The organism is Fibrella musci, assembly GCF_041321105.1.
In the GTDB taxonomy this organism is placed as follows: Bacteria; Bacteroidota; Bacteroidia; order Cytophagales; family Spirosomataceae; genus Fibrella; species Fibrella musci.
This window is the reverse complement of the sequence record NZ_JBGGWD010000003.1, coordinates 19187-38227: the sequence shown is the minus strand read 5'-3', so window position 1 is coordinate 38227 and position 19041 is coordinate 19187. Positions and strand designations below refer to the sequence as shown.

The 19041-nt window shown below is 55.7% G+C and carries 18 protein-coding genes; 9 read left to right on the top strand and 9 right to left on the bottom strand.

From position 1 onward, the window contains the following. Positions 1–23: 23 nt before the first annotated feature. Positions 24–569, top strand: a complete 546-nt coding sequence (gene pyrR, locus ACAW74_RS10065) for a bifunctional pyr operon transcriptional regulator/uracil phosphoribosyltransferase PyrR (protein WP_370698067.1) — start codon at positions 24–26, stop codon at positions 567–569. A 66-nt stretch (positions 570–635) separates the two neighbouring features. Here pyrR and ACAW74_RS10060 read toward each other — a convergent pair whose 3' ends face one another. Beyond that, positions 636–1070 carry an Hsp20/alpha crystallin family protein gene (locus tag ACAW74_RS10060; RefSeq protein WP_370698066.1) on the bottom strand — a complete coding sequence of 145 codons (435 nt, stop codon included), beginning with the start codon at positions 1068–1070 and terminating at the stop codon, positions 636–638. Positions 1071–1396: 326 nt separating this feature from the next. Here ACAW74_RS10060 and ACAW74_RS10055 point away from each other — a divergent pair, with 326 nt between their 5' ends. Next, on the top strand, positions 1397–2731 hold the full coding sequence (locus tag ACAW74_RS10055) for a tetratricopeptide repeat protein (protein WP_370698065.1): 1335 nt from the start codon (positions 1397–1399) through the stop codon (positions 2729–2731). Positions 2732–2837: 106 nt separating this feature from the next. Here the strand turns inward: ACAW74_RS10055 and ACAW74_RS10050 are convergent, their stop codons facing one another. Beyond that, on the bottom strand, positions 2838–3611 hold the full coding sequence (locus tag ACAW74_RS10050) for an AMP nucleosidase (protein ID WP_370698064.1): 774 nt from the start codon (positions 3609–3611) through the stop codon (positions 2838–2840). A 29-nt stretch (positions 3612–3640) separates the two neighbouring features. Between ACAW74_RS10050 and ACAW74_RS10045 the strand changes: the two genes are divergently transcribed. The 3 genes from ACAW74_RS10045 to ACAW74_RS10035 all read left to right on the top strand — a co-directional run bounded on the left by ACAW74_RS10045 (position 3641) and on the right by ACAW74_RS10035 (position 6065). After that, the gene (locus ACAW74_RS10045; RefSeq protein ID WP_370698063.1) at positions 3641–4087 is read left to right on the top strand and encodes a type I restriction enzyme HsdR N-terminal domain-containing protein; all 447 of its coding nucleotides are present in this window, start codon (positions 3641–3643) and stop codon (positions 4085–4087) included. A gap of 116 nt (positions 4088–4203) precedes the next feature. Then, positions 4204–5046, top strand: a complete 843-nt coding sequence (locus ACAW74_RS10040) for an enoyl-CoA hydratase-related protein (protein ID WP_370698062.1) — start codon at positions 4204–4206, stop codon at positions 5044–5046. 107 nt (positions 5047–5153) lie between these two features. Continuing rightward, complete coding sequence (locus tag ACAW74_RS10035) at positions 5154–6065, top strand: SDR family oxidoreductase (RefSeq protein ID WP_370698061.1); 912 nt, start codon at positions 5154–5156, stop codon at positions 6063–6065. An 89-nt stretch (positions 6066–6154) separates the two neighbouring features. On the opposite strand, the gene ACAW74_RS10030 is transcribed toward ACAW74_RS10035, so the two are convergent. Together ACAW74_RS10030 and ACAW74_RS10025 are read right to left on the bottom strand one after the other, a co-directional pair. Further along, positions 6155–8614: an outer membrane beta-barrel protein gene (locus ACAW74_RS10030; protein ID WP_370698060.1), complete on the bottom strand. Its 2460-nt coding sequence runs from the start codon at positions 8612–8614 to the stop codon at positions 6155–6157. Positions 8615–8731: 117 nt separating this feature from the next. Continuing rightward, complete coding sequence (locus tag ACAW74_RS10025) at positions 8732–9505, bottom strand: UDP-2,3-diacylglucosamine diphosphatase (protein WP_370698059.1); 774 nt, start codon at positions 9503–9505, stop codon at positions 8732–8734. A gap of 94 nt (positions 9506–9599) precedes the next feature. On the opposite strand from ACAW74_RS10025, the gene ACAW74_RS10020 reads away from it, so the two are divergent. From ACAW74_RS10020 to ACAW74_RS10005, 4 genes are all read left to right on the top strand, one after another. Then, entirely contained in the window at positions 9600–10376 is a 777-nt protein-coding gene (locus ACAW74_RS10020; RefSeq protein WP_370698058.1) for a hypothetical protein, read from the top strand. A gap of 248 nt (positions 10377–10624) precedes the next feature. Further along, positions 10625–11575, top strand: a complete 951-nt coding sequence (locus ACAW74_RS10015; protein WP_370698057.1) for an OmpA family protein — start codon at positions 10625–10627, stop codon at positions 11573–11575. 31 nt (positions 11576–11606) lie between these two features. Continuing rightward, a complete protein-coding gene (locus tag ACAW74_RS10010; protein WP_370698056.1) occupies positions 11607–12095 on the top strand; it encodes a helix-hairpin-helix domain-containing protein in 489 nt (162 codons plus the stop codon). A 23-nt stretch (positions 12096–12118) separates the two neighbouring features. Further along, complete coding sequence (locus tag ACAW74_RS10005; RefSeq protein WP_370698055.1) at positions 12119–12826, top strand: helix-hairpin-helix domain-containing protein; 708 nt, start codon at positions 12119–12121, stop codon at positions 12824–12826. Positions 12827–12867: 41 nt separating this feature from the next. Here ACAW74_RS10005 and ACAW74_RS10000 read toward each other — a convergent pair whose 3' ends face one another. The 5 genes from ACAW74_RS10000 to ACAW74_RS09980 all read right to left on the bottom strand — a co-directional run bounded on the left by ACAW74_RS10000 (position 12868) and on the right by ACAW74_RS09980 (position 18954). Then, positions 12868–13578: an endonuclease III domain-containing protein gene (locus tag ACAW74_RS10000; RefSeq protein WP_370698054.1), complete on the bottom strand. Its 711-nt coding sequence runs from the start codon at positions 13576–13578 to the stop codon at positions 12868–12870. 33 nt (positions 13579–13611) lie between these two features. Then, positions 13612–14526: a carboxypeptidase-like regulatory domain-containing protein gene (locus ACAW74_RS09995; RefSeq protein WP_370698053.1), complete on the bottom strand. Its 915-nt coding sequence runs from the start codon at positions 14524–14526 to the stop codon at positions 13612–13614. Between the two features lie 48 nt (positions 14527–14574). After that, entirely contained in the window at positions 14575–15282 is a 708-nt protein-coding gene (locus ACAW74_RS09990; protein ID WP_370698052.1) for an SIR2 family NAD-dependent protein deacylase, read from the bottom strand. Positions 15283–15405: 123 nt separating this feature from the next. Further along, positions 15406–17991 (bottom strand): type I DNA topoisomerase, encoded by a 2586-nt coding sequence (gene topA / locus ACAW74_RS09985; RefSeq protein WP_370698051.1) that lies wholly within the window; start codon positions 17989–17991, stop codon positions 15406–15408. A gap of 252 nt (positions 17992–18243) precedes the next feature. Further along, positions 18244–18954 carry a hypothetical protein gene (locus ACAW74_RS09980; RefSeq protein WP_370698050.1) on the bottom strand — a complete coding sequence of 237 codons (711 nt, stop codon included), beginning with the start codon at positions 18952–18954 and terminating at the stop codon, positions 18244–18246. Between the last annotated feature and the right edge of the window lie 87 nt (positions 18955–19041).

Genomic DNA, 19041 nt, shown 5'->3' with positions numbered 1-19041 from the left:
CTGCAAATTTCTACTTTTAAAGCATGAATCAGAAACGTCTTGTACTTGCCAGCCCACTGCTCGAAATTGTTATTAGTCGCCTTAGTCAGGAACTGATTGAAAATCACACCGATTTTGCCAATTCTGTGGTGCTGGGCCTGCAACCGCGTGGTATCTACTTCGCTGAGCGGGTAGTGCGCGAACTGAACCGGACGCTGGGGAAGGACGTACCCCTGGGTTATCTGGATGCGACCTTTTACCGCGATGATTTCCGTCGCCGCGATTCACCGTTGCGGCCTAATACAACGCACGTGCCTTTTTTGCTGGAAGGCAAACGGGTGATTCTGGTCGATGACGTGATGGCGACGGGTCGGATGGTACGCGCTGCGCTTGATGCCATGACGGCCTTCGGACGACCCGCCAAAGTAGAGCTGATGGTCCTGATCGACCGGCAATATAACCGCGACCTACCCATTACACCCGATTACATCGGCCAACGGGTGCACACGCTCGATACGCAGCGGGTGCTGGTGGAATGGACCGAACAGGGCGCCGAGCAGGATCGGATCTGGCTCATCGACCCGCAATAAAAAAGGCAACCGTCAGTCGACGGTTGCCTTGGTTAATAGATCCGGCAACTGATGCCGGATGGGTACTTAGGCAATGGTGATTTGCTTCACCTCGGGTTTCTGCTCTTCCATTTTGGGCAATTCAACCGCCAGAATACCATCGGTATAGGTGGCTTTGATGCCTTCGGCGTTCACCGTTTTGGGCAACCGGAAGCTCCGCTCGAACGACTGGAACGCAAACTCTTTGCGAACGTAATTGTCCTTGGTTTCTTCCGTATTCTGTTCGTGCTTGAAGCTGATCGTCAGAACGTTCTGGTTCAGCGACAAACCGAAGTCTTCTTTTTTAGCACCCGGAGCAGCCACTTCAATCTGATAGGCAGCTTCCGTATCTTTTACGTTAACGGCGGGCGTAGTCAGCGTAGGCTGAGCGTAGCGGGTTACGTAAGGGCGAGTCATCAATGAAGGACCGAAAAAAGTGTCGAGCAAAGTCGGCATATTGTTTACGCGAGCTAAGGTGTTCATAGTTGTGTTGGTTAACTGCATTTAGAAGCAGGATAACCTCCCTTATTCAAATCATATACCATTTGTGTTTGACTGTCAAAATGGCTGTGTTTTTCGTGTTTTAGTCATTATATGAGTCAAAATGGCAGCGTCGGGTATGTCAATTGGATCAGAATAGGCGCTGGAGAAAGAAGATAGACGGATTTGCTGATTACTTATACTTAGAATTACCCGGGGTTTTCCCGCCAAATTATACATGAACCATTTGGGCAACACGGTCGTAACGCGTACTTTTAGAGGTCATTAACTAATAAAAGTCTACCTTCTTCTCAAAGATCTTGTAACCCATGAAAATTTTTACTAGGCTGGTGGCGGGCTTGCTCCTTTGTGTGTCGCTACCAAGCTGGGCACAGCAAACGGCTGTTGATTATTTTGAAAGTGGCGTGACCAAAAGCCGTTCGGGTGATTTCACGGGTGCCTTGCAGGCGTTCAGCATGGCGATTACGATGAATCCCGAGAATTCGGCTAGCTATTACAACCGCGGTTTAGCCAAGGCAAATCTGAAAGACCACCGGGGCGCCGTGCTCGATTATGACCGGGCCATTGACCTGAACCCCAAAGATGCCCTGGCCTTTCTGAGTCGCGGGGTTAGTAAAAGCAAGCAGGACGACCACCGTTCGGCGCTGCTCGACTTCAACCGGGCCATTGAACTCAATCCCGATGATCCGCAGGCGTATTACAACCGGGGCGCTAGCCGCAGCCGGTTGGATCAGAACCGGGGTGCCTTGCAGGACTTCTCCCGCACGCTCGAACTGGACCCCAACAATCAGGCGGCTCTCTATGCGCGGGGCATTACCCGGCAGCGTCTGGCGGAATATACCAGCAGTCTGGCCGATTTCACCCGGCTGATCGAACTGAACCCCAAGCGGGCGCAGGCCTACGCGTCCCGGGCGGCTTCGCGGCTGGAATTGAATGACTTTGCGGGTGTAATTACGGATTGCAATAAAGCCATCGAACTGAACCCCGACGATAGTGAGTCGTTGCTGAACCGGGGCTATGCCAAAAGCAAGTTGGAAGATTATAAGGGAGCCAACGCCGATTACGACAAAGCCGTTACGCTCGATGCGAACAGCTTCCGGGGCTACTACGGCCGTGGTTTTTGCCGCAGCAAACTGGGTGATCAGAAGGGGGCCATTGCCGACTTTAACCAGGCGATTGAGGTGAAAAACAGCAATGTTGAAACGAAGGTGTTTTACACGGGTCGCATCAGCCACGACAAGCTGGACGAATTGCGGGGCGTTGTGCAGGAGAAGAACAAAATCAACGAGCTGTCGGCTGAACGCTCAGAAGCTTACTTTAGCCGCGCCGTGAGCCGTAATAAACAGGGCGACGTGAGAAATGCCATCGCCGACCTGAATCGCTCGATCGAGTTGAACCCGACGTATTCGGAAGCGTATTTTACGCGGGGCATGATCAAATCGGCGCAGAACGATCAGAAAGGTGCCGTGCAGGATTGCAACAGCGCCATCAAGCTGAATCCGCGCTATGCCGAGGCCTATTACATCCGGGGTGTGATTAAGCACGCGCTTGGCGATGAAAACAGCGGTTGTCTCGACCTGTCGAAAGCGGGTGAACTGGGTTATACACCCGCCTATAAGGTGATCAGCGACTTCTGTAATTAATTGGGTTCACCACAGAGCCACGGAGGGCACAAAGAGAAGAAAAGGAGCTGTTGCCTCTTAACTGTTTCTCTTTGTGCCCTCCGTAGTTCTGTGGTGAACTACTCTTTTACTCGAACCGCAAGTGCTTTACCGATTCACCGGATGAGGCCAGTTCGTTGAGAGAGTCGATGCCGATTTGCAGGTGCTTCTCGACGAAATTGGCCGTCACACGCTTGTCGCTTTCTTCGGTTTTCACGCCTTCGGGCACCATGGGGTTGTCGGATACCAGCAGCAAGGCCCCGTGTGGGATGGCGTTGACAAAGCCTACCGAAAAAATGGTGGCCGTCTCCATGTCGATCGCCATTGCCCGGGTTTCGCGCAGGTATTCCTTGAAAGCTTCATCGTGCTCCCAGATGCGCCGGTTGGTGGTGTACACCGTGCCGGTCCAGTAGTCGAGTTCGTGGCGTTTGATCATCGACGACACGGCCCGTTGTAGCCGGAACGAAGGCAGGGCCGGAATCTCGGGTCGCATGTAGTCGTTGCTCGTCCCCTCGCCGCGAATGGCCGCAATGGGCAGGATCAGGTCGCCGAGCTGGGTACGTCGTTTCAGGCCACCACATTTGCCCAAGAAGAGCACGGCCTTGGGGCTAACGGCCGCCAGCAAGTCCATAACAGTAGCCGCCATGGCACTACCCATCCCGAAATTGATGATGGTGATGTTATTGGCCGTTGCCGTTTGCATCGCCCTGCCCATGCCGTAAATCTCGACGTTGTGCATCTGAGCAAACAGCTCGACGTAGTTGATAAAGTTGGTCAGCAGGATATACTCACCAAACTGCTCGATGGGCGTACCCGTATAACGGGGGAGCCAATTCTGAACGATTTCGTCTTTGGTTTTCATGAAGTGGGAGTCAGGGGGTATCTTCGTGTATGGACGCGCTGAACCTGCCCGAATTTGACTGTAAACTTACGCAGATCGACGGCAAACCCTATGTTTTCGATTTGTTACGCCGTAAGTACGTCCGGCTGACGCCCGAAGAATGGGTACGTCAGCACGTCATCAATTTGCTGGTTGTGCACTACCGGTACCCGAAGGCGCTGATCCGGTCGGAGGGGGGGCTGTCGTTGAACGCGACCCAGAAACGCACCGACTTGCTGGCTTTTTCGCGCGATGGTAAACCGTATCTGCTGGTGGAGTGCAAAGCCTCGCATGTTGACCTGACGCAGGCCGTCTTCGATCAGGCAACGCGCTACAACCACGTGCATCAGGCCCCCTACATTGTGGTGACCAACGGCCTGACACACTACTGCTGTCAGGTGTGCCACCAAACGGCTTCGATTAACTTCCTCGACGATTTCCCGTTTTATGATCAGTAGGGTGCAGACCGGGCGGCTGTTTAGTTGCTTGGTCTGGGTCTTGTCCAAAAAAATAGACACAAAATGACAGGACAACCCCTTATTTTACCGATCAACGCATAACCAAAAGAGTATCCGTGGAAGAAAAATACGAATCGCTCGCGCTGGAGCAAGCGGAAGGCGTGCTGACGCTCACGCTGCTGGGACCGGGTAAAGGCAACGCTATGGGCCCGGCATTTTGGGAGGAATTGCCCCGTGCTGTTGATGCCATTTCGGCAATGGACGAGGTTCGGGTGGTGGTCATTCGCGGTAGCGGCGACCATTTCTCATATGGCCTCGATCTGAATCAGATGATGCCGCGCATGGCCGCTATGATCGGCGATCCTGAACAGAAGACCGATCGTCGACAGGAAATAGTGGACATGATCCGGCAGATGCAGTCGGGTTTCCAGAAAATTCACGAGTCGCCGAAGCCGTTCATTGCGGCGGTTCATGGCTGGTGCATCGGTGGTGGACTCAACCTGATTTCGGCGGCCGACATCCGGCTGTGTTCAACTGAAGCCAAATTCAGCCTGCGCGAAGCTAAACTGGCGATCACGCCCGACATTGGCGGGCTGCAATGGCTACCCCGGATTGTGGGCGAAGGTATCACGCGCGAAATGGCCTTCACCGCTGCCGACTACGACGCTGCGTTTGCGTTACGCACGGGGCTGGTCAATCACGTGTTTGATTCGCCGGAGCAACTTTTCCGTGAGGCGCAGACGATGGCGCAAACCATCGCTGAAAACGCCGCCTCAGCCGTACAGGGTGCCAAAAACGTGCTGAACTACGGACTGGGCAAAGGCATTGACGAGGGCCTGCAATACGTGGCCGACCTGAACTCATCGCAACTACAACTGCCTGACTTCTCGGAAGCGATGCAGGCCACCGCCGAACGCCGCAAGGCCGCCTTCAACAAAAAAATTAGCAGAGGGTATTGAATGAATAATGTACAATGAATGATGTATAATGGACAATGCGGTACGCCAACGCAAGCCATTATACATCGTGCATCATACATTATTCATTCAGTATATCCCATACATTCATGAACACGACAGGCATGCTGCGCGACGATGCGCTGAAAGGGAAAACCATTATTGTTACAGGCGGTGGTACGGGCCTGGGTAAATCGATGACCCGCTACTTTTTGCAACTAGGGGCCAACGTCACGATCTGTAGCCGCCGACAGGCTGTACTCGACCAAACGGCTGCGGAGCTGACCGCCGAAATGAGTAACCATGCAGGAGGGGGACAAATCCTAGCGGTGGCCTGCGATGTGCGCGACCCGATGGCGATCGAGAACGTAATCGCCAGGACGGTTGAGCAGTTTGGGCAGATCGATGGGTTGCTCAACAATTCGGCCGGGAATTTTATCAGCCCAACAGAACGGCTATCGTATAAGGCGTTCGACGTGGTGGTCGACATTGTGCTGCGGGGTACGTATTACTTCACGTTGGCCGTTGGCAAATACTGGATCGAAAAAGGCATCAAAGGCACGGTGCTGAACATCTCCACCACCTACGCCACCACCGGATCTGGGTACGTTGTGCCGTCGGCGGTGGCCAAAGGCGGGGCGCTGATCATGATGAAATCGCTGGCTGCCGAGTGGGGCCGCTACGGCATCCGGCTCAACGCCATTGCGCCGGGTCCGTTCCCGACCAAAGGCGCCTGGGAGCGGCTCTTCCCCGAACCGCTGATGAAACTGATGGACCCCACCAGCCGGATTCCGCTGAAGCGCGTGGGCGATCATCAGGAACTGGCCAATCTGGCCGCTTACCTGCTCTCGGATTTCTCTGGGTACGTTACGGGCGAATGCATCACCATCGACGGCGGCGAAGTGCTCTCAGCCGGGGAGTTTAGCCATCTGGAGCAGGTCACGCCCGAACAGTGGGACATGATCGGCGAGAGCATCAAACAGGCCAACCGCGAAAGCAAGAAAGAAGGCCAGAACTCATAGCCATCGTCAGAAAAGCGAAGCGGCGTTGGGCCAACGCAGGTACGTACCTACGTCGGGTCCAGCGCCGCTTTTGCCGTTGAAGCGCTAGGTTAACTTTTCACGCGGCCCTGTTCGGCTTCGGCGCCGCCGGTTTTGCGCGGGGCCAGCGTTTTCCCGTTGTTGAACCGGTAGGAGAGCGCCACCGTCGCCACGCGGCTGTCGAGCAGGCTATACCAGCGGGCGGTTGAGTTGGCGATGCTCAGGATGGTGCCTCCGGGCTGATTGGTGTAGAACAGATCGCTTACCGACATTTTGAGCGTGCCTTTTTCGGCCCACAACCGCTTGGATGCTCCCACCCGAACACTACCCACGGGAATGAGCACAAACTGCCCCGTGTACACTTTTGTCTGATAGGTGCCGGCCACCTCAGCGCTCCACGACTTGCTCAACTGGAAGAGGTTGGTCGGTGCTACGTACCAGTAGGCGCCGGAATTATTGAGAACCTGATTGTAAAGCGTGGCCTGAAATTCGTTGTGCGTCACTTCCGAATACAGTTGCAGCGTCCACCATTTCGCGGGCTGGAAACTACCGTTTACGGCCACACCGTAGCTCGTAAGTTCACCAATATTGCCGGGTCGGCTATAGAAGATGTTGTTCCCCTGCGCGTTGACGCCCTGTTCGATGGTTTCCGTTACCACATCGCGTGTGCGGCTGTAGCGGAGCACCGTCGTCAGCTTGTTGTTATAGGCGTGGTACAGCTCCAGATTGTTGGAAAACGTGGGTCGGAGAAACGGATTGCCGCCGTACAGTGTGAACAGGTCGAGTGGGTACGTAAACGGGTTTAGGCTCTGGTAATCAGGTCGGTCGATGCGCCGCCCGTAGTTGACGCTAATCAGGTGCTTGCCTGCTTTGTCGAGCTTGTAATTGGCATAGAACGTCGGGAACAGGCTGTTGTAGGTACGTGTAAACGACGAGTCGCGGCGAGTGATGTTGCCGGTTTGATCGCCCCGAATGGCCGTGTTCTCGAACCGCAGACCCGCCTGCACCGAAAACCGTCCCTGACTGAGGGCGTAGTTCAGATAGGCGGCATTGATGGTTTCGTGGTAGGCAAAGCTGTTGGTGAAGGTGTAATTGGGCTGTCGGTTGCCGTCGACCACATCGAAGAATTCGGCTACGTTGCTGGTTTCGATCTGACTGCGTTTGGCACCGGCTTCAAACCGTTCGCCCGCCCGGAGTGGGTGCGTGTAATCGAGTTTGGCCGTCTGAATCGTGATGTTGGTCGGCAGAGTCGACTCCAGCAGGCTTTGCCCCACGGGCTGGCCGGGCGTAAAAATCGTGTTGCTCAACGACTGATTGAGCATGGAGCGATACGTAATCAGGTCGACGTTGCCCGACAACTCGCGTCCGGTGCTGTCGAAGCGGTGGGTGAAGTTCAGGTTGACGCTGCCGTTGCGCAGGATCAGATCGCGGTTGGCCAGCGCCTCCACGCGCCCCGTTACGGCATCGGTAGGGCTGGTGATGGTCGCGTTGTTGGTGATGGGCGTCAGGTTGCGGTTGCGGAAACCGCTCAGCACCACACCCAGCGTCGTTTTATCCGATACGTACCAATCGACACCGACCTTCAGATTGGCGCTGTTCTGCTCGCGCTTGAAATACGAATTCTGCGTGAAGTTGGACTGTAACTGACGGGTCGGCGTAAAGTAAGACCGCCAGATGGTCAGGTCCTGATAGGTGCGGTTGGTGTTGACACTGCCGTTGGTAAAAAAATTGACCTTGTTGACACGGTAGTTCAGGTTGGCGCTGTTGTTACTGCGCAGGTAACGCCCCTGCCCGTAGGCCACGCTTGCGCCTCCGTTCAGCCCTTTCACCGTCGTTTTCTTCAGCCGGATATTGATCACCCCCGCGTTGCCGGCTGCGTCGTACCGGGCGGGCGGGTTGGTCATGATTTCGATACTGGCTACCGCCCCCGACGACAGCGAACGCAGGTAATTGGCCAGATCGTCGGCTGATAGGTACGTTGGTTTGTCGTCGATAAAGACCACTACCCCCGACCGGCCCCGCAAACTGATTACGCCATTGGCATCGACCTGGATACCGGGCGATTTTTCAAGCACATCGAGCAGGTTGGTACCGGCATTGGTAATGAGTGCGTCGGGGTTGACAACCAGCCGGTCGAGGCGCTGTTCGACAAACGGTTTCTTCGCCACGATCGTCACCTCGTTCAGCGTTTGGTCGGCGGTGCGGAGCGTGATCGGCGGGAGTGTCTGCGGGCGCAGAGCCGTGTCGATGGTGATTGGCGAACTGCGATACGGCTGGTAACCGACATGGCTAATGGCCAGCCGGAACGTACCTGGCTTCAGTCCCGTGAGCACAAACGTACCGTTGGCTTCCGTAACAGCCGCTTTGACAAAGGTCGAATCGGCGGCGCGCACCATCGTCACAACGGCCCCCTCGAGGGGCTTCTGGTCGGCTGTTTGCAACGTACCTGAGAGGCTGCTTCGCTGGGCCTGCGCCTGCGTCGATAGGCCTACTGCCAGCAGGGCCAGCAAGCTGAGTAAACGGGTGGTCATGAGTTGGCTGGATTTGATAGTCCAGCGAAATACCGTCTTGATTTACACCCGTTTATCGACAGATACGGAAACGGTCAGAATCGGCGATGAATGGCGACCGACCCGATCGCTGCCGTTCTAGAAACGCTCTAGTGTCATGGTGGTGCCGTCGAAAACGCCGTAGGTGCGGGCACTGACCCATTCGCCGAGATTAATGTACCGGCTGCTGGGTGTCACGGCCAGGTCGAGCGGGAGGTGGCGGTGGCCAAAAATGTAATAGTCGTGGTGTTGCTGGCTTTCAACAGCCTGGCAATAATGCCACAGCCACTCACGCTCTTCGCCCAGAAACTGCTCCTCGCCTTTCTTGCTGTTGCTCACCCGGCTTCGGCGCGACCACGCCTGGGCCAGTCCGACGCCCAGATCGGGGTGGAGCCAACGGAACGCCTGCCGGGCCAGCGGGTTCTCAAATACTTTCTTCAACTGCTTATAGACATGATCGCCGGGACCGAGACCGTCGCCATGACCGATCAGAAACCGCTTGTCGCCAAACTGGTAGGAGCGGGGTTGCCGAAACACCGGAATGCCTAGCTCATCGGTAAAATAACGGTTCATCCACATATCGTGGTTGCCGGTAAACAGCGTGATCGGGATGCCCGCGTCGGCCAGTTCGGCCAGCTTGCCCTGAAACCGGATGAATCCCTTGGGGATGGCATGTTTGTATTCAAACCAGAAATCAAACACGTCGCCCACCAGAAAAATGGCGGCGGCATCGGGCCGAATCTGGTCGAGCCAACGCACGATTGCCTGTTCGCGCTCCCGGCTGTGCTCAACAGGAAACGCGCCCAGATGAAAATCCGATGCGAAATAGATGCGCTGTCCCGGCGCAAGTGGAAGATGGTCTACGGCGTTCATGCCCCACAAAGGTAAGCGTCGGGCAGGCCGCATGCAGTAAACTGTAAACAGTAAACGCCCGAATCGGGTTGATAACCCTGTTACAGGTTATGTTATGAAAAACTCCATTCTCCCGCTTTCACTGGCCCTATTGGCCCTGGCTTCGTGCCGCCCCAGTACTCAGGATAACGCCAATGACGCTGGCGGAACAGCCAATGCCAAACTGGCCCGCGAGGTTGTTGGCGTGCGCATGCTCTCCAACGACGCGAACTACGACGAACCCTGCAATTACCTGGCTGAAGAGTTTGTTCGGAACACCTTCAAGCTGGGTGCCACTACGGAAGTGGAAAAAGTAGACGGGCCGCGCGGCTGTACGTTTAGCTGGGAAAACAACCAGGTAACCGTCTCGTTTGGCTCGGTGAAACCCTACCCGTCGATTTATCACGCCGAATATGTATTCAATAAGCTGTATCAGCCCGGCGTAAAACAGCCCATGGCAATGACCGACGAGAAACCCGCCCTGAGCGGCCCCGAACCAGAAGGTACGGCGGCTGAGCAACCGGCCGAATCGGCTACGGGTTCCATCGCCAAGCGCGACACGTCGGCAGCCAACGACACGGCTAATACCACATCGCGGGTGACGGCCGCCGCCGCAAAACTCACAACGCCAGCGGCCAGCACAGGCCGTTTTCTGGCCTATCCGGGGCTGGGCGACAAGGCCGTTTGGGAGCCTACTGCCCGCGTGATGCACGTCTTGCTGAACAACCACATTCTGAACGTACAGGTGAAGAGCAGCGCCAAACCAGCACAGGCGCAGGCCCAGGCCGCGATCCTGGCTAACGTAATTTTCAACGAAGTGGTTGGCGAACATTTTACCGAAGTTGGTCGGTAAACGGCCCTTCTGAAACCATACTTGCCAACGGCTTCGACGCCCCTTCCACACGAAGGGGCGTTTTGTTTATGCATCGATTTAGGTAGGTAATATCAAGTAAAAAATAGAGGTACAGAGGCCGCAAAATCCCTGACTTTGTTGCATTTATGGGGAACAGGCCTATTTTTGGCCGACTAACCTCCTGTCATACGTTGGCACCCTTGTTTAGTGCTGACGGGCGGGGGCACCGGCCCTAATTAACCACCCTTATGTTCACGAACAAAACCCCTTGGATTGTCCTGCTTCTGCTCTGGATGGGCGGTTCGACCTGGTGGCACGTCTGCAAGATCAAGCAGCTATGCGGCGACGCTCCACCCAGTGCTACCGCCCCTGCTTCTCCTGCATCGGCTGTCATGCCGTCGCTGATTGTCGTAGATGGTGATAAACTGAACTGGAACGTACCTGGTAATTTCAGCTTTGCCAAATCAGGTGCCGTAGCCAACGACGCCGCTGTGGGCAATACCCTGCAAACGGTAGCCGATTATCTCAAAGCCAATCCGGGGCGGTTGCTGACCCTGACGGGCTATTACCACGCCGACGAGCAGAACACAACCACCTTTGGCAATCTGGGTATAGCCCGGGCCGAGGGTATCAAAGCCAAACTGGTGGCGCTCGGTGTACCGGCCGCGCAACTGGCAACGCGGGGTGTGCAGGCGGCGGATACCAGTCAAATGCCCTACAACGCGCAGGGCGATTCGCTCTATGGGGGGCTGGCGTTTGCGTTTGATGCCCTGAAAGTCGAGACTGCGGAAGCCGATACGACACAGGCAGAGAAACCCAAAACCGAAGAAGCGCTGGCCGAAGCCCAGAAGTTTACGTCGGTATTTGAACCCATCGACCTGTATTTCAAACTGGGGCAGTCGAACTACATTCAGACCGACGACACTAAAAAGTTCTTCAAAGAAGCCGAAACGTACCTGAAAGAGCATTCCGACAAAAAACTGGTGCTGACCGGCCATACCGACGATCGGGGACCGGAAGGGGTTAACCTGGAACTGTCGAAAGCGCGGGCCAATACTGTGAAAAAACGGCTGACCCAGGCAGGCATCAAAACGGCTCAGATTGAAGTAGCCGCCAAGGGTGAAACCGAACCCAAAGAGTCGAACGCCACTATGGAAGGCCGCAAAGCCAACCGCCGCGTAACCGTTGTCGTTCAATAAGCGCATCCATCACCTCTTTTCTTGTACAGCTATGTTTGAGATGAACCCTTTAAACCTACCCGATGCGACCCTTCAGCACTGGATTATGCTGTTTGTGGCGGGCACGCTCGGGTTTATTATTGGCTATATATCCCGCAAGGGGCTGATTGCCCAACTGGAAGGTGACCTGGCCAACACCGAACGCGAACTGGCCGACTGCCAGCGCGTGCCGGTGGCCCCCACCGATCAGGAGGCCCTGATACTGAGCCGGGTACGAGCGCGGGCCGGTGAGCTCGATTTTGGGCGCATTGGTGTTGCCTCTGCCGCCGAGGCCGATGATCTGAAAGACATTGTGGGCGTGGGGCCGTTTCTGGAAAAGAAACTGCATGCCGTCGGGATCTACACATTCCGGCAGATTGCCAACTTCACCAAAGAAGACGTCGATAAAGTGAACGACATCATCGAGTTCTTCCCCGGTCGGATCGAGCGCGACGATTGGGTGGGCCAATCGGCAGAATTTGAGCGTAAAAAACGAATGTAGACCGCCTAAACCGCACAAGAAACATGTTTGGATTCGATCCGTTTAGCCGCCCCGTTGCCGTTACCGAGATTCTCCTGCTGCTGTCGTTGGCCGCTTTTATTGGCTGGCTATTGGGCCGCCTTGTTCTGAATGGCCGGGTCAACGCCCTTCAGGCCGACATCGCCCAGAAAGAGAGCGAACTCGAGAACTGCCGTCGGCGCAAAGTGAACAAACCCGTCGCCCCGATACAGACCGTTCGCCCCACGCCAACCCCGGTCGATATGCCAGCGGCCATCCCGGTGGTCGATCCCATTACGGCGCCACCCGTGGTGCCCGTCATGGCGGCCCCTGTACTCGACGTGCCGGTTGAGATAGCGCCGGTGGTGGCCGTTTCCGACGTACCCACGGCCAATGTTGCCCCCGTGGTGCCGCCCCCAACAACGGGCAGCAGCGAAGATGCCGTCCTGAATCGCATTGCTGCCCGGGCCAGCGAAATCAACTTCGACCGCATTGGCCGGGCTACCGCTGCCGACGCCGACGATCTGAAAGACATCGTGGGGGTTGGGCCGTTTCTGGAACGCAAACTGCATAGTCTGGGCATCTACACCTTCCGGCAGGTAGCCAACTTTACGAAGGAAGACATCGACAAGGTCAACGAAATTATCGAGTTTTTCCCCGGCCGTATTGAGCGCGACAATTGGGTGAGCCAGTCGCAGGTCTTCTACGAAAAAAAATACGGCGGCAAAGCTTAGAACGTACCTGAGCAGGACCGAAGGGGTAGCAACGAGCGTTGTTACCCCTTCGGTTTTTTTAGGGGTGTACTGGCTAGAAGCATCGTCTTCCCCGATTTCAGGTAATCGCACTCAGAGGCAAGCACGCACGCTTCGCAACGCGGATTATACCAGGTGCAGACGCGTTGACCATGCCAGTAAAAATGCTTGTGAAAATTGAACAGCACCCCCGCGTCGGCGGGCAGGTAACTGAGCAGCAGCTCATGCGCTTTGGCGGCACTGACTTTCGGGCCGATAGCGCCGATGCGCTGCGTCACCCGATGTACGTGCGTATCAACGGGCAGCACGGGTTTCTGAAACGTGAATAGGAGCAGTAAGGTGGCCGTTTTCGGGCCAATGCCGGGCAAATTCGTGAGCCACTGCATCGCCTCGTCGGTCGACAGGTCGCGCAGAAAGTCGATGTTGGCGGTGCCTCGTTCAGCAATCAGCACCCGCAGCACATTCTGAATATAGGGCGCTTTTATCTCGGGATAATTGGCCGTCTGGATGGCGTCGATCAGGTCGGACAGCGGCGCATCCCGAACGGCCTCCCAGGTGGGAAATCGCTCGCGCATGGTGCGGTAGGCCGTCACTTCGTTAGCGTGCGTGGTCCGGTGCGACAGAATCGTGCCAATCAGCTCGTGCATCGGGTCTTTACGTCCGCGAACCGGCTGAATACCGTAGGCTTCGTTGAGCCGTTCGTGCGCCACTACCGTTTTCTCCTGTTGGGTCATGTAGGCTATAACCTCAACACGCCAGCGAAGGGTTTAAAATGTCGCTGTCAGGCCAAACATCGGCGCCTGCTCCCCTCTGATTCGGGTGTAACGGCGGCTATTTGACAGCCGTATGAGACCGCTACCAGCCGCTTTCTTTTTCATGGCAAAAAAAGGCGACAAGAGACTATCGGTTCTCTTTTTTCCCGAGCTCAGCCGCCCAAACTGGTTGTCTTCGAGTTGATGGAAACGCCCTGCTGGGTCAACGTACCCAATTAGCTCGATAGCCACCCAGGCACCTGTTTCGGGAAAGGCAACCAACTGACCCGGGCTGGCCGTAATTGCGCGAGCATTGGGTGCGATCATCACCACCGTATTCGTCAGCAGGAGGTCACGGCCGGGATAGTGTTCGCTCGATTGCGTAAGACTATCCGCAAAAATGTGTAAACGACCCACGTAGGCTGTCAGGATGGCCGATCGGTTCGGCGCCAGCCTACAGCTGATGGTCTGAATCGTACCCACCTGCCCGCTGGAATTAGCCACGTAAGCGGCAATCGTACAGGCCGTGTTCGGACTAAAATTAAAGATTGGGGGTATACGTACCGACCGGTAAAAGCCAAAAGACTGAGTACGGCCGGTTGCCTTGCCACGTACAACCACCTCGGAAAGCTCAATCGGCTGGGGAGCTAGTGTAAGCCGCATTGAGGTGGCGCGGGTTTTGGCCCGCAGAGAACGAAACCCCAGCGCCGAGACTTGCACACTGTCAGCGCAAAAGGGGAGTTCAAAGGTGCCGTTCTGGTCGGCGTATCGCCCATGCTGCCCATCGACCGATGTAATTGTGGCGAAGGGAACGGGCGTACCATCGGCGGAAACGATCTGCCCACTGTATCGACAGTTCTGGGCGTGAGCAACACCAAAGACAATTGATAACCAAAAAAAGCAGAACGACGCTTTCCGATGATCAAACATGGGGGAGAGTAAACAAGCTGATAAACGCAACGACGACCTTAATGTACGTCAGAATGTCGTTGCTTCCGCCAAAAGCTGATCGGCCAGTTGGGTAAGGCCCGTGCTCGCGGGTTCACCAATGAGGGTCAGGTTCGGTCGGCGACGTACCTCCGGCAAATTCGGGTCGACGACGTAAATGGGTACGGTATTCGGGATATAATCAACCAAGCCGGCTGCCGGGTACACCACCAGCGACGTACCCACGACGATAAATATGTCGGCGGCAATCGCAATGTCGACGGCTTCTTCCATCATCGGCACAGCCTCGCCAAACCACACAATGTGCGGGCGCAGTTGTGAGCCTTTGTCACACGTGTCGCCCAGTTTAATCTCCCAACCGTCGATTTCGTAGATAAGCGATTCATCCACCGAACTCCGCGCTTTCGACAATTCGCCGTGCAGGTGCAGCACATGCGACGAACCGGCCTTTTCGTGGAGCCCGTCGACGTTCTGGGTAATGATGGTCACGTCGTAAGCCTCTTCCAGTCTGACCAAGGCGTAATGCCCGGCGTTCGGCTCGACGGTCAGGGCCTGTTTACGGCGTTGGTTATAAAAATCGAGCACCAGCTCCCGGTTCCGTCGCCAGGCTTCGGGCGTGGCTACGTCTTCGATGCGGTGATTTTCCCAGAGTCCGTTTGAGTCACGGAAGGTGGCGATACCGCTTTCGGCACTGATGCCCGCTCCCGACAAGACGACGATTTTTTTACGCGTTTTCATACAAACAAGATACGCAGTTTCAGGGTCGCCTGTAATGCCGAAGCTCCCGTTTCGGCAGGCTTGGGGCACCAATCGTATCCCATTCAGCCTACCGAAGCTGGAGCTTCGGTATTACGATTAACCTTATTTTTTCTTGGCAACAGCTTTCTTCGCCGGCGCTTTGGCGGCGGGTTTAGCCGCTGCTTTCTTGGCCGGAGCCGCTTTCTTAGCTGCCGGTTCTGCCTTGGGATCTTCGCCCGCCAGTTCGAGGCATTTTTCCAGCGTCAGTTCGGCGGGGTCGATGTCTTTCGGCAGGCGCACGTTGCGTTTGCCCACTGCCAGATACGGCCCATACATCCCGTTGACTACCTTCACCTCCGGACGTTCGGGGAACTCCTTGATGTATTTATTGGCCTCGGCGTTGCGCTTCTGCTGAATCAGTTCGATAGCCCGTTCGAGCGTCAGACCCGCCAACTGTTCGCCTTTGGCCAACGAAATGTATTTGTCTTCGAACTTCACATATGGGCCAAAACGACCTTTGCCCGTAACAACGGGTTTGCCTTCAAACTCACCCAGCGTGTCGCTGACGGCTTCGGCCCGTTTCTGCTGAATCAGTTCGATAGCTCGCTCCGCCGTGATGGTATACGGGTCATCTTCCTTCGTGAGCGACACGTACTTGCCGTCGTGCTTCACGTAGGGGCCAAATTTACCGATGCCGATGGTGAGCGCCTGATCTTCGAAGAAACCCACTTCACGTGGCAGGGCAAACAGGCTTAGCGCGTCGTCGATCGAGATGGTCTCAATCAGCTGACCATCGCGCAGGTTGGCGTACTGCGGTTTTTCGTCGTCGGTCGATTCGCCAATCTGCACGTAGGCGCCGTATTTACCCAACCGGGCCGATACCCTCTTGCCTGTTTTGGGGTCGATACCCAGCTCGCGCGCACCCGTCTTGAACGAGGCCACGTTGGAACCCTGTATCTCTTCGACGTTCTTGTGGAAATCACCGTAAAAGGCTTCCAGCATCCGCTGCCACTCGAGCTTGCCACCTGCCACCAGGTCAAATTCCTGCTCGACGTTGGCCGTAAACTTATAATCGACAATGTCGGGGAAATATTCGACCAGGAAGTCGTTCACCACGATACCCGTATTAGTTGGGAAGAGTTTAGCTTTCTCGGAACCGTAGGTTTCTTTGCCAACCTTCTCCGTCAGGGCGTCGCGTTCCAGCGTGATTTCGCGGAAAGCGCGTTCCTGACCGGGTTTATCCTGTTTGGTAACGTACCCACGGTTAATGATCGTCGAAATGGTCGGGGCGTAGGTCGACGGGCGACCAATGCCCATTTCTTCCAGTTTCTTCACCAGCGAGGCTTCGGCGTAGCGGGGCTGCGGGCGCGTAAATTTCTCCGCCGCTTTCATCTGGCTCAAGTCCAGTTCCTGCCCAATCGTGAGCGGCGGCAACATCCCCTTGGCATCTTCGTCGTCCTCATCATCTTTCGATTCGAGGTATACTTTCAGGAACCCGTCGAATTTGATCACTTCGCCCTGCGCGATGAGGTCGCTGGGGAAGTTCTCTGTCGGGCGGCCGGTTGTGCGGATATTGATCGTAACGGTGGTGCGTTCGAGCTGGGCGTCGGCCATCTGCGAGGCAATGGCCCGTTTCCAGATCAGCTCATACAGCCGCTTCTGATCACGATCGGCACCCGCGCTATGGTCGCTGAAATTGGTCGGCCTGATGGCTTCGTGGGCTTCCTGTGCCGACTCATTTTTATTCTTGAAATGCCGTTGATGGACGTATCGCTCGTCGAACGCAGCTCTGATCTCAGTGGTCGCTTTCTCAACGGCTTCCTCCGAAAGATTCAGCGAATCGGTCCGCATGTAGGAGATCTTACCGGCTTCATACAGGTTCTGGGCGATCCGCATCGTGCGGTCAACCGAATAACCGAGTTTGCGGGAAGCTTCCTGTTGAAGGGTAGAGGTCGTAAACGGGGGAGCCGGTGATTTTTTGGCCGGTTTGACTTCCAGATTACTGATCGTAAAGGTGGCGCCAATGCACTGCTGCAAAAAACTGCGGGCTTCCTCAATCGTAGCGAAGTTTTTGGGTAGTTCGGCGTTCAGGATCTTACCCCCATCGACCAGAAACTGCGCCGTCACCTTATAGCTCGATTTGGCGTTGTGCTTATCGATTTCGCGCTCGCGTTCAACCACGAGCCGTAATGCTACCGACTGTACCCGCCCCGCCGACAGGCCCGTACTGCCGCCTTTGATCTTACGCCACAGCACCGGCGAGAGCTCATACCCCACCAGCCGGTCGAGCACCCGGCGCGCCTGTTGGGCGTTTACCAGATCGAGGTCAATGGTGCGGGGTTGCTGGATGGCTTTCTGGATCGCGTTTTTCGTGATCTCGCGAAAGACGATCCGCTTGGTATTGGATTTCAGGCCCAGCGCTTCCTTCAAATGCCACGAAATGGCTTCGCCTTCGCGGTCATCATCCGTTGCGAGCCATACTTCGTCGGCGTCTTTGGCCAATCGTTTTAATTCGCTCACCAACTGCTTTTTGTCGGGCGAAATCTGGTAAGAAGGGGCAAAGCCGTTCTTTACGTCGACGGCAAGGCCATCTTTGGGCAGGTCACGAATATGACCAAAACTCGACCGCACAGTAAAGTCGTGGCCCAGGTAGCCCTCGATTGTTTTTGCCTTCGCGGGCGATTCGACAATGACTAGGTTCTTCGACATAAAGTGTCTTTCAGTTGATGATATGGAGTACAACTTCGCGTTTCATACGTCGGGTAAATACAGGCCAAAAGGGTAGGTTGCGGCCAAATATAGACGCAAACCGAGCATATCGCGCCAACGACGCAAGCAGTGATGGGCAGTAAAACGGTAGGAGGTGGTATATATAGCCAACAACCAGATGCCACCGAACGTTCGGTTTGGCGCGATTACAGACCCGGTCTATGTGCCTGTTTTGTAGTGAACTATGGCCAGCTAGCGCCGCGAATATTGCTTATAACGTTGCAAGAGCGCAAACGTCAAATCGTACTCGCTGGATTGCAACACAAAGTCGTCGTTGAAGTTGCAATAATCGCGAAACTGTTCGATGGCTTCGCCCTGCAGGTCGGTGGCGCGCTGCGCAATCAACTCCACGCGGTAGTTGGCCAGCATCCGTTTGCGATGTTGCTGACTGATCACGGCGGCTTTCCGGCTGGCCCGCGCCTGCTTGCTGAACAGTTCGTAGAGCAACGTGATAGGCGATTGCGCCAGACTAAACGCCTCCTCAACCGACAGGTTTTTGCGCGCCTCGGGTTCCCGAAGAATCTGTTCTAGCTCTTTGCGTACTTCGGCCTCCCGCTTACCCCGCACGGTCAGGGTCGGCAGGTTCACCACGTCGTCGGAGAGCTGCCGTTTCATAGCGAGTTGTGGCTCTTTTGTCAGGCCGTCCCATTTGAGGCCCGCCCGCCCGTGGCTGGGACTGGTCACGATCACCGAGTCGCCGGGTTTCACTTCGAGATAAAAAGCCCCCAACGCATTGGTGCGCCCGATGGCCTGGGTACGTGGGTTGATCACCGTCGCGTTGTTGACGCCTTTCCCGTTTTCCTGATCGAATACTTTCCCAATAATGAACCGGGGCGTCTGGGCCAGGGCCGTTAGTTGAGTAAGCAGGAAGAGGCAGGCGACAAGAAGAAAACGAATGCTCACGGTTACGAAAGATGGATGGCTAGGTAACGAAGGCCGGATAGGGTTGGTGCTGTCTTTAGGATTTTTTAAGACGAACCGGGAAGGAAA

Coding starts and splice junctions, on each gene's coding strand:
- pyrR (WP_370698067.1), top strand. CDS start 24: ATGAATCAGAAACGTCTTGTACTTGCCAGCCCACTGCTCGAAATTGTT.
- ACAW74_RS10060 (WP_370698066.1), bottom strand. CDS start 1,070: ATGAACACCTTAGCTCGCGTAAACAATATGCCGACTTTGCTCGACACT.
- ACAW74_RS10055 (WP_370698065.1), top strand. CDS start 1,397: ATGAAAATTTTTACTAGGCTGGTGGCGGGCTTGCTCCTTTGTGTGTCG.
- ACAW74_RS10050 (WP_370698064.1), bottom strand. CDS start 3,611: ATGAAAACCAAAGACGAAATCGTTCAGAATTGGCTCCCCCGTTATACG.
- ACAW74_RS10045 (WP_370698063.1), top strand. CDS start 3,641: ATGGACGCGCTGAACCTGCCCGAATTTGACTGTAAACTTACGCAGATC.
- ACAW74_RS10035 (WP_370698061.1), top strand. CDS start 5,154: ATGAACACGACAGGCATGCTGCGCGACGATGCGCTGAAAGGGAAAACC.
- ACAW74_RS10030 (WP_370698060.1), bottom strand. CDS start 8,614: ATGACCACCCGTTTACTCAGCTTGCTGGCCCTGCTGGCAGTAGGCCTA.
- ACAW74_RS10025 (WP_370698059.1), bottom strand. CDS start 9,505: ATGAACGCCGTAGACCATCTTCCACTTGCGCCGGGACAGCGCATCTAT.
- ACAW74_RS10020 (WP_370698058.1), top strand. CDS start 9,600: ATGAAAAACTCCATTCTCCCGCTTTCACTGGCCCTATTGGCCCTGGCT.
- ACAW74_RS10015 (WP_370698057.1), top strand. CDS start 10,625: ATGTTCACGAACAAAACCCCTTGGATTGTCCTGCTTCTGCTCTGGATG.
- ACAW74_RS10010 (WP_370698056.1), top strand. CDS start 11,607: ATGTTTGAGATGAACCCTTTAAACCTACCCGATGCGACCCTTCAGCAC.
- ACAW74_RS10005 (WP_370698055.1), top strand. CDS start 12,119: ATGTTTGGATTCGATCCGTTTAGCCGCCCCGTTGCCGTTACCGAGATT.
- ACAW74_RS10000 (WP_370698054.1), bottom strand. CDS start 13,578: ATGACCCAACAGGAGAAAACGGTAGTGGCGCACGAACGGCTCAACGAA.
- ACAW74_RS09995 (WP_370698053.1), bottom strand. CDS start 14,526: ATGTTTGATCATCGGAAAGCGTCGTTCTGCTTTTTTTGGTTATCAATT.
- ACAW74_RS09990 (WP_370698052.1), bottom strand. CDS start 15,282: ATGAAAACGCGTAAAAAAATCGTCGTCTTGTCGGGAGCGGGCATCAGT.
- topA (WP_370698051.1), bottom strand. CDS start 17,991: ATGTCGAAGAACCTAGTCATTGTCGAATCGCCCGCGAAGGCAAAAACA.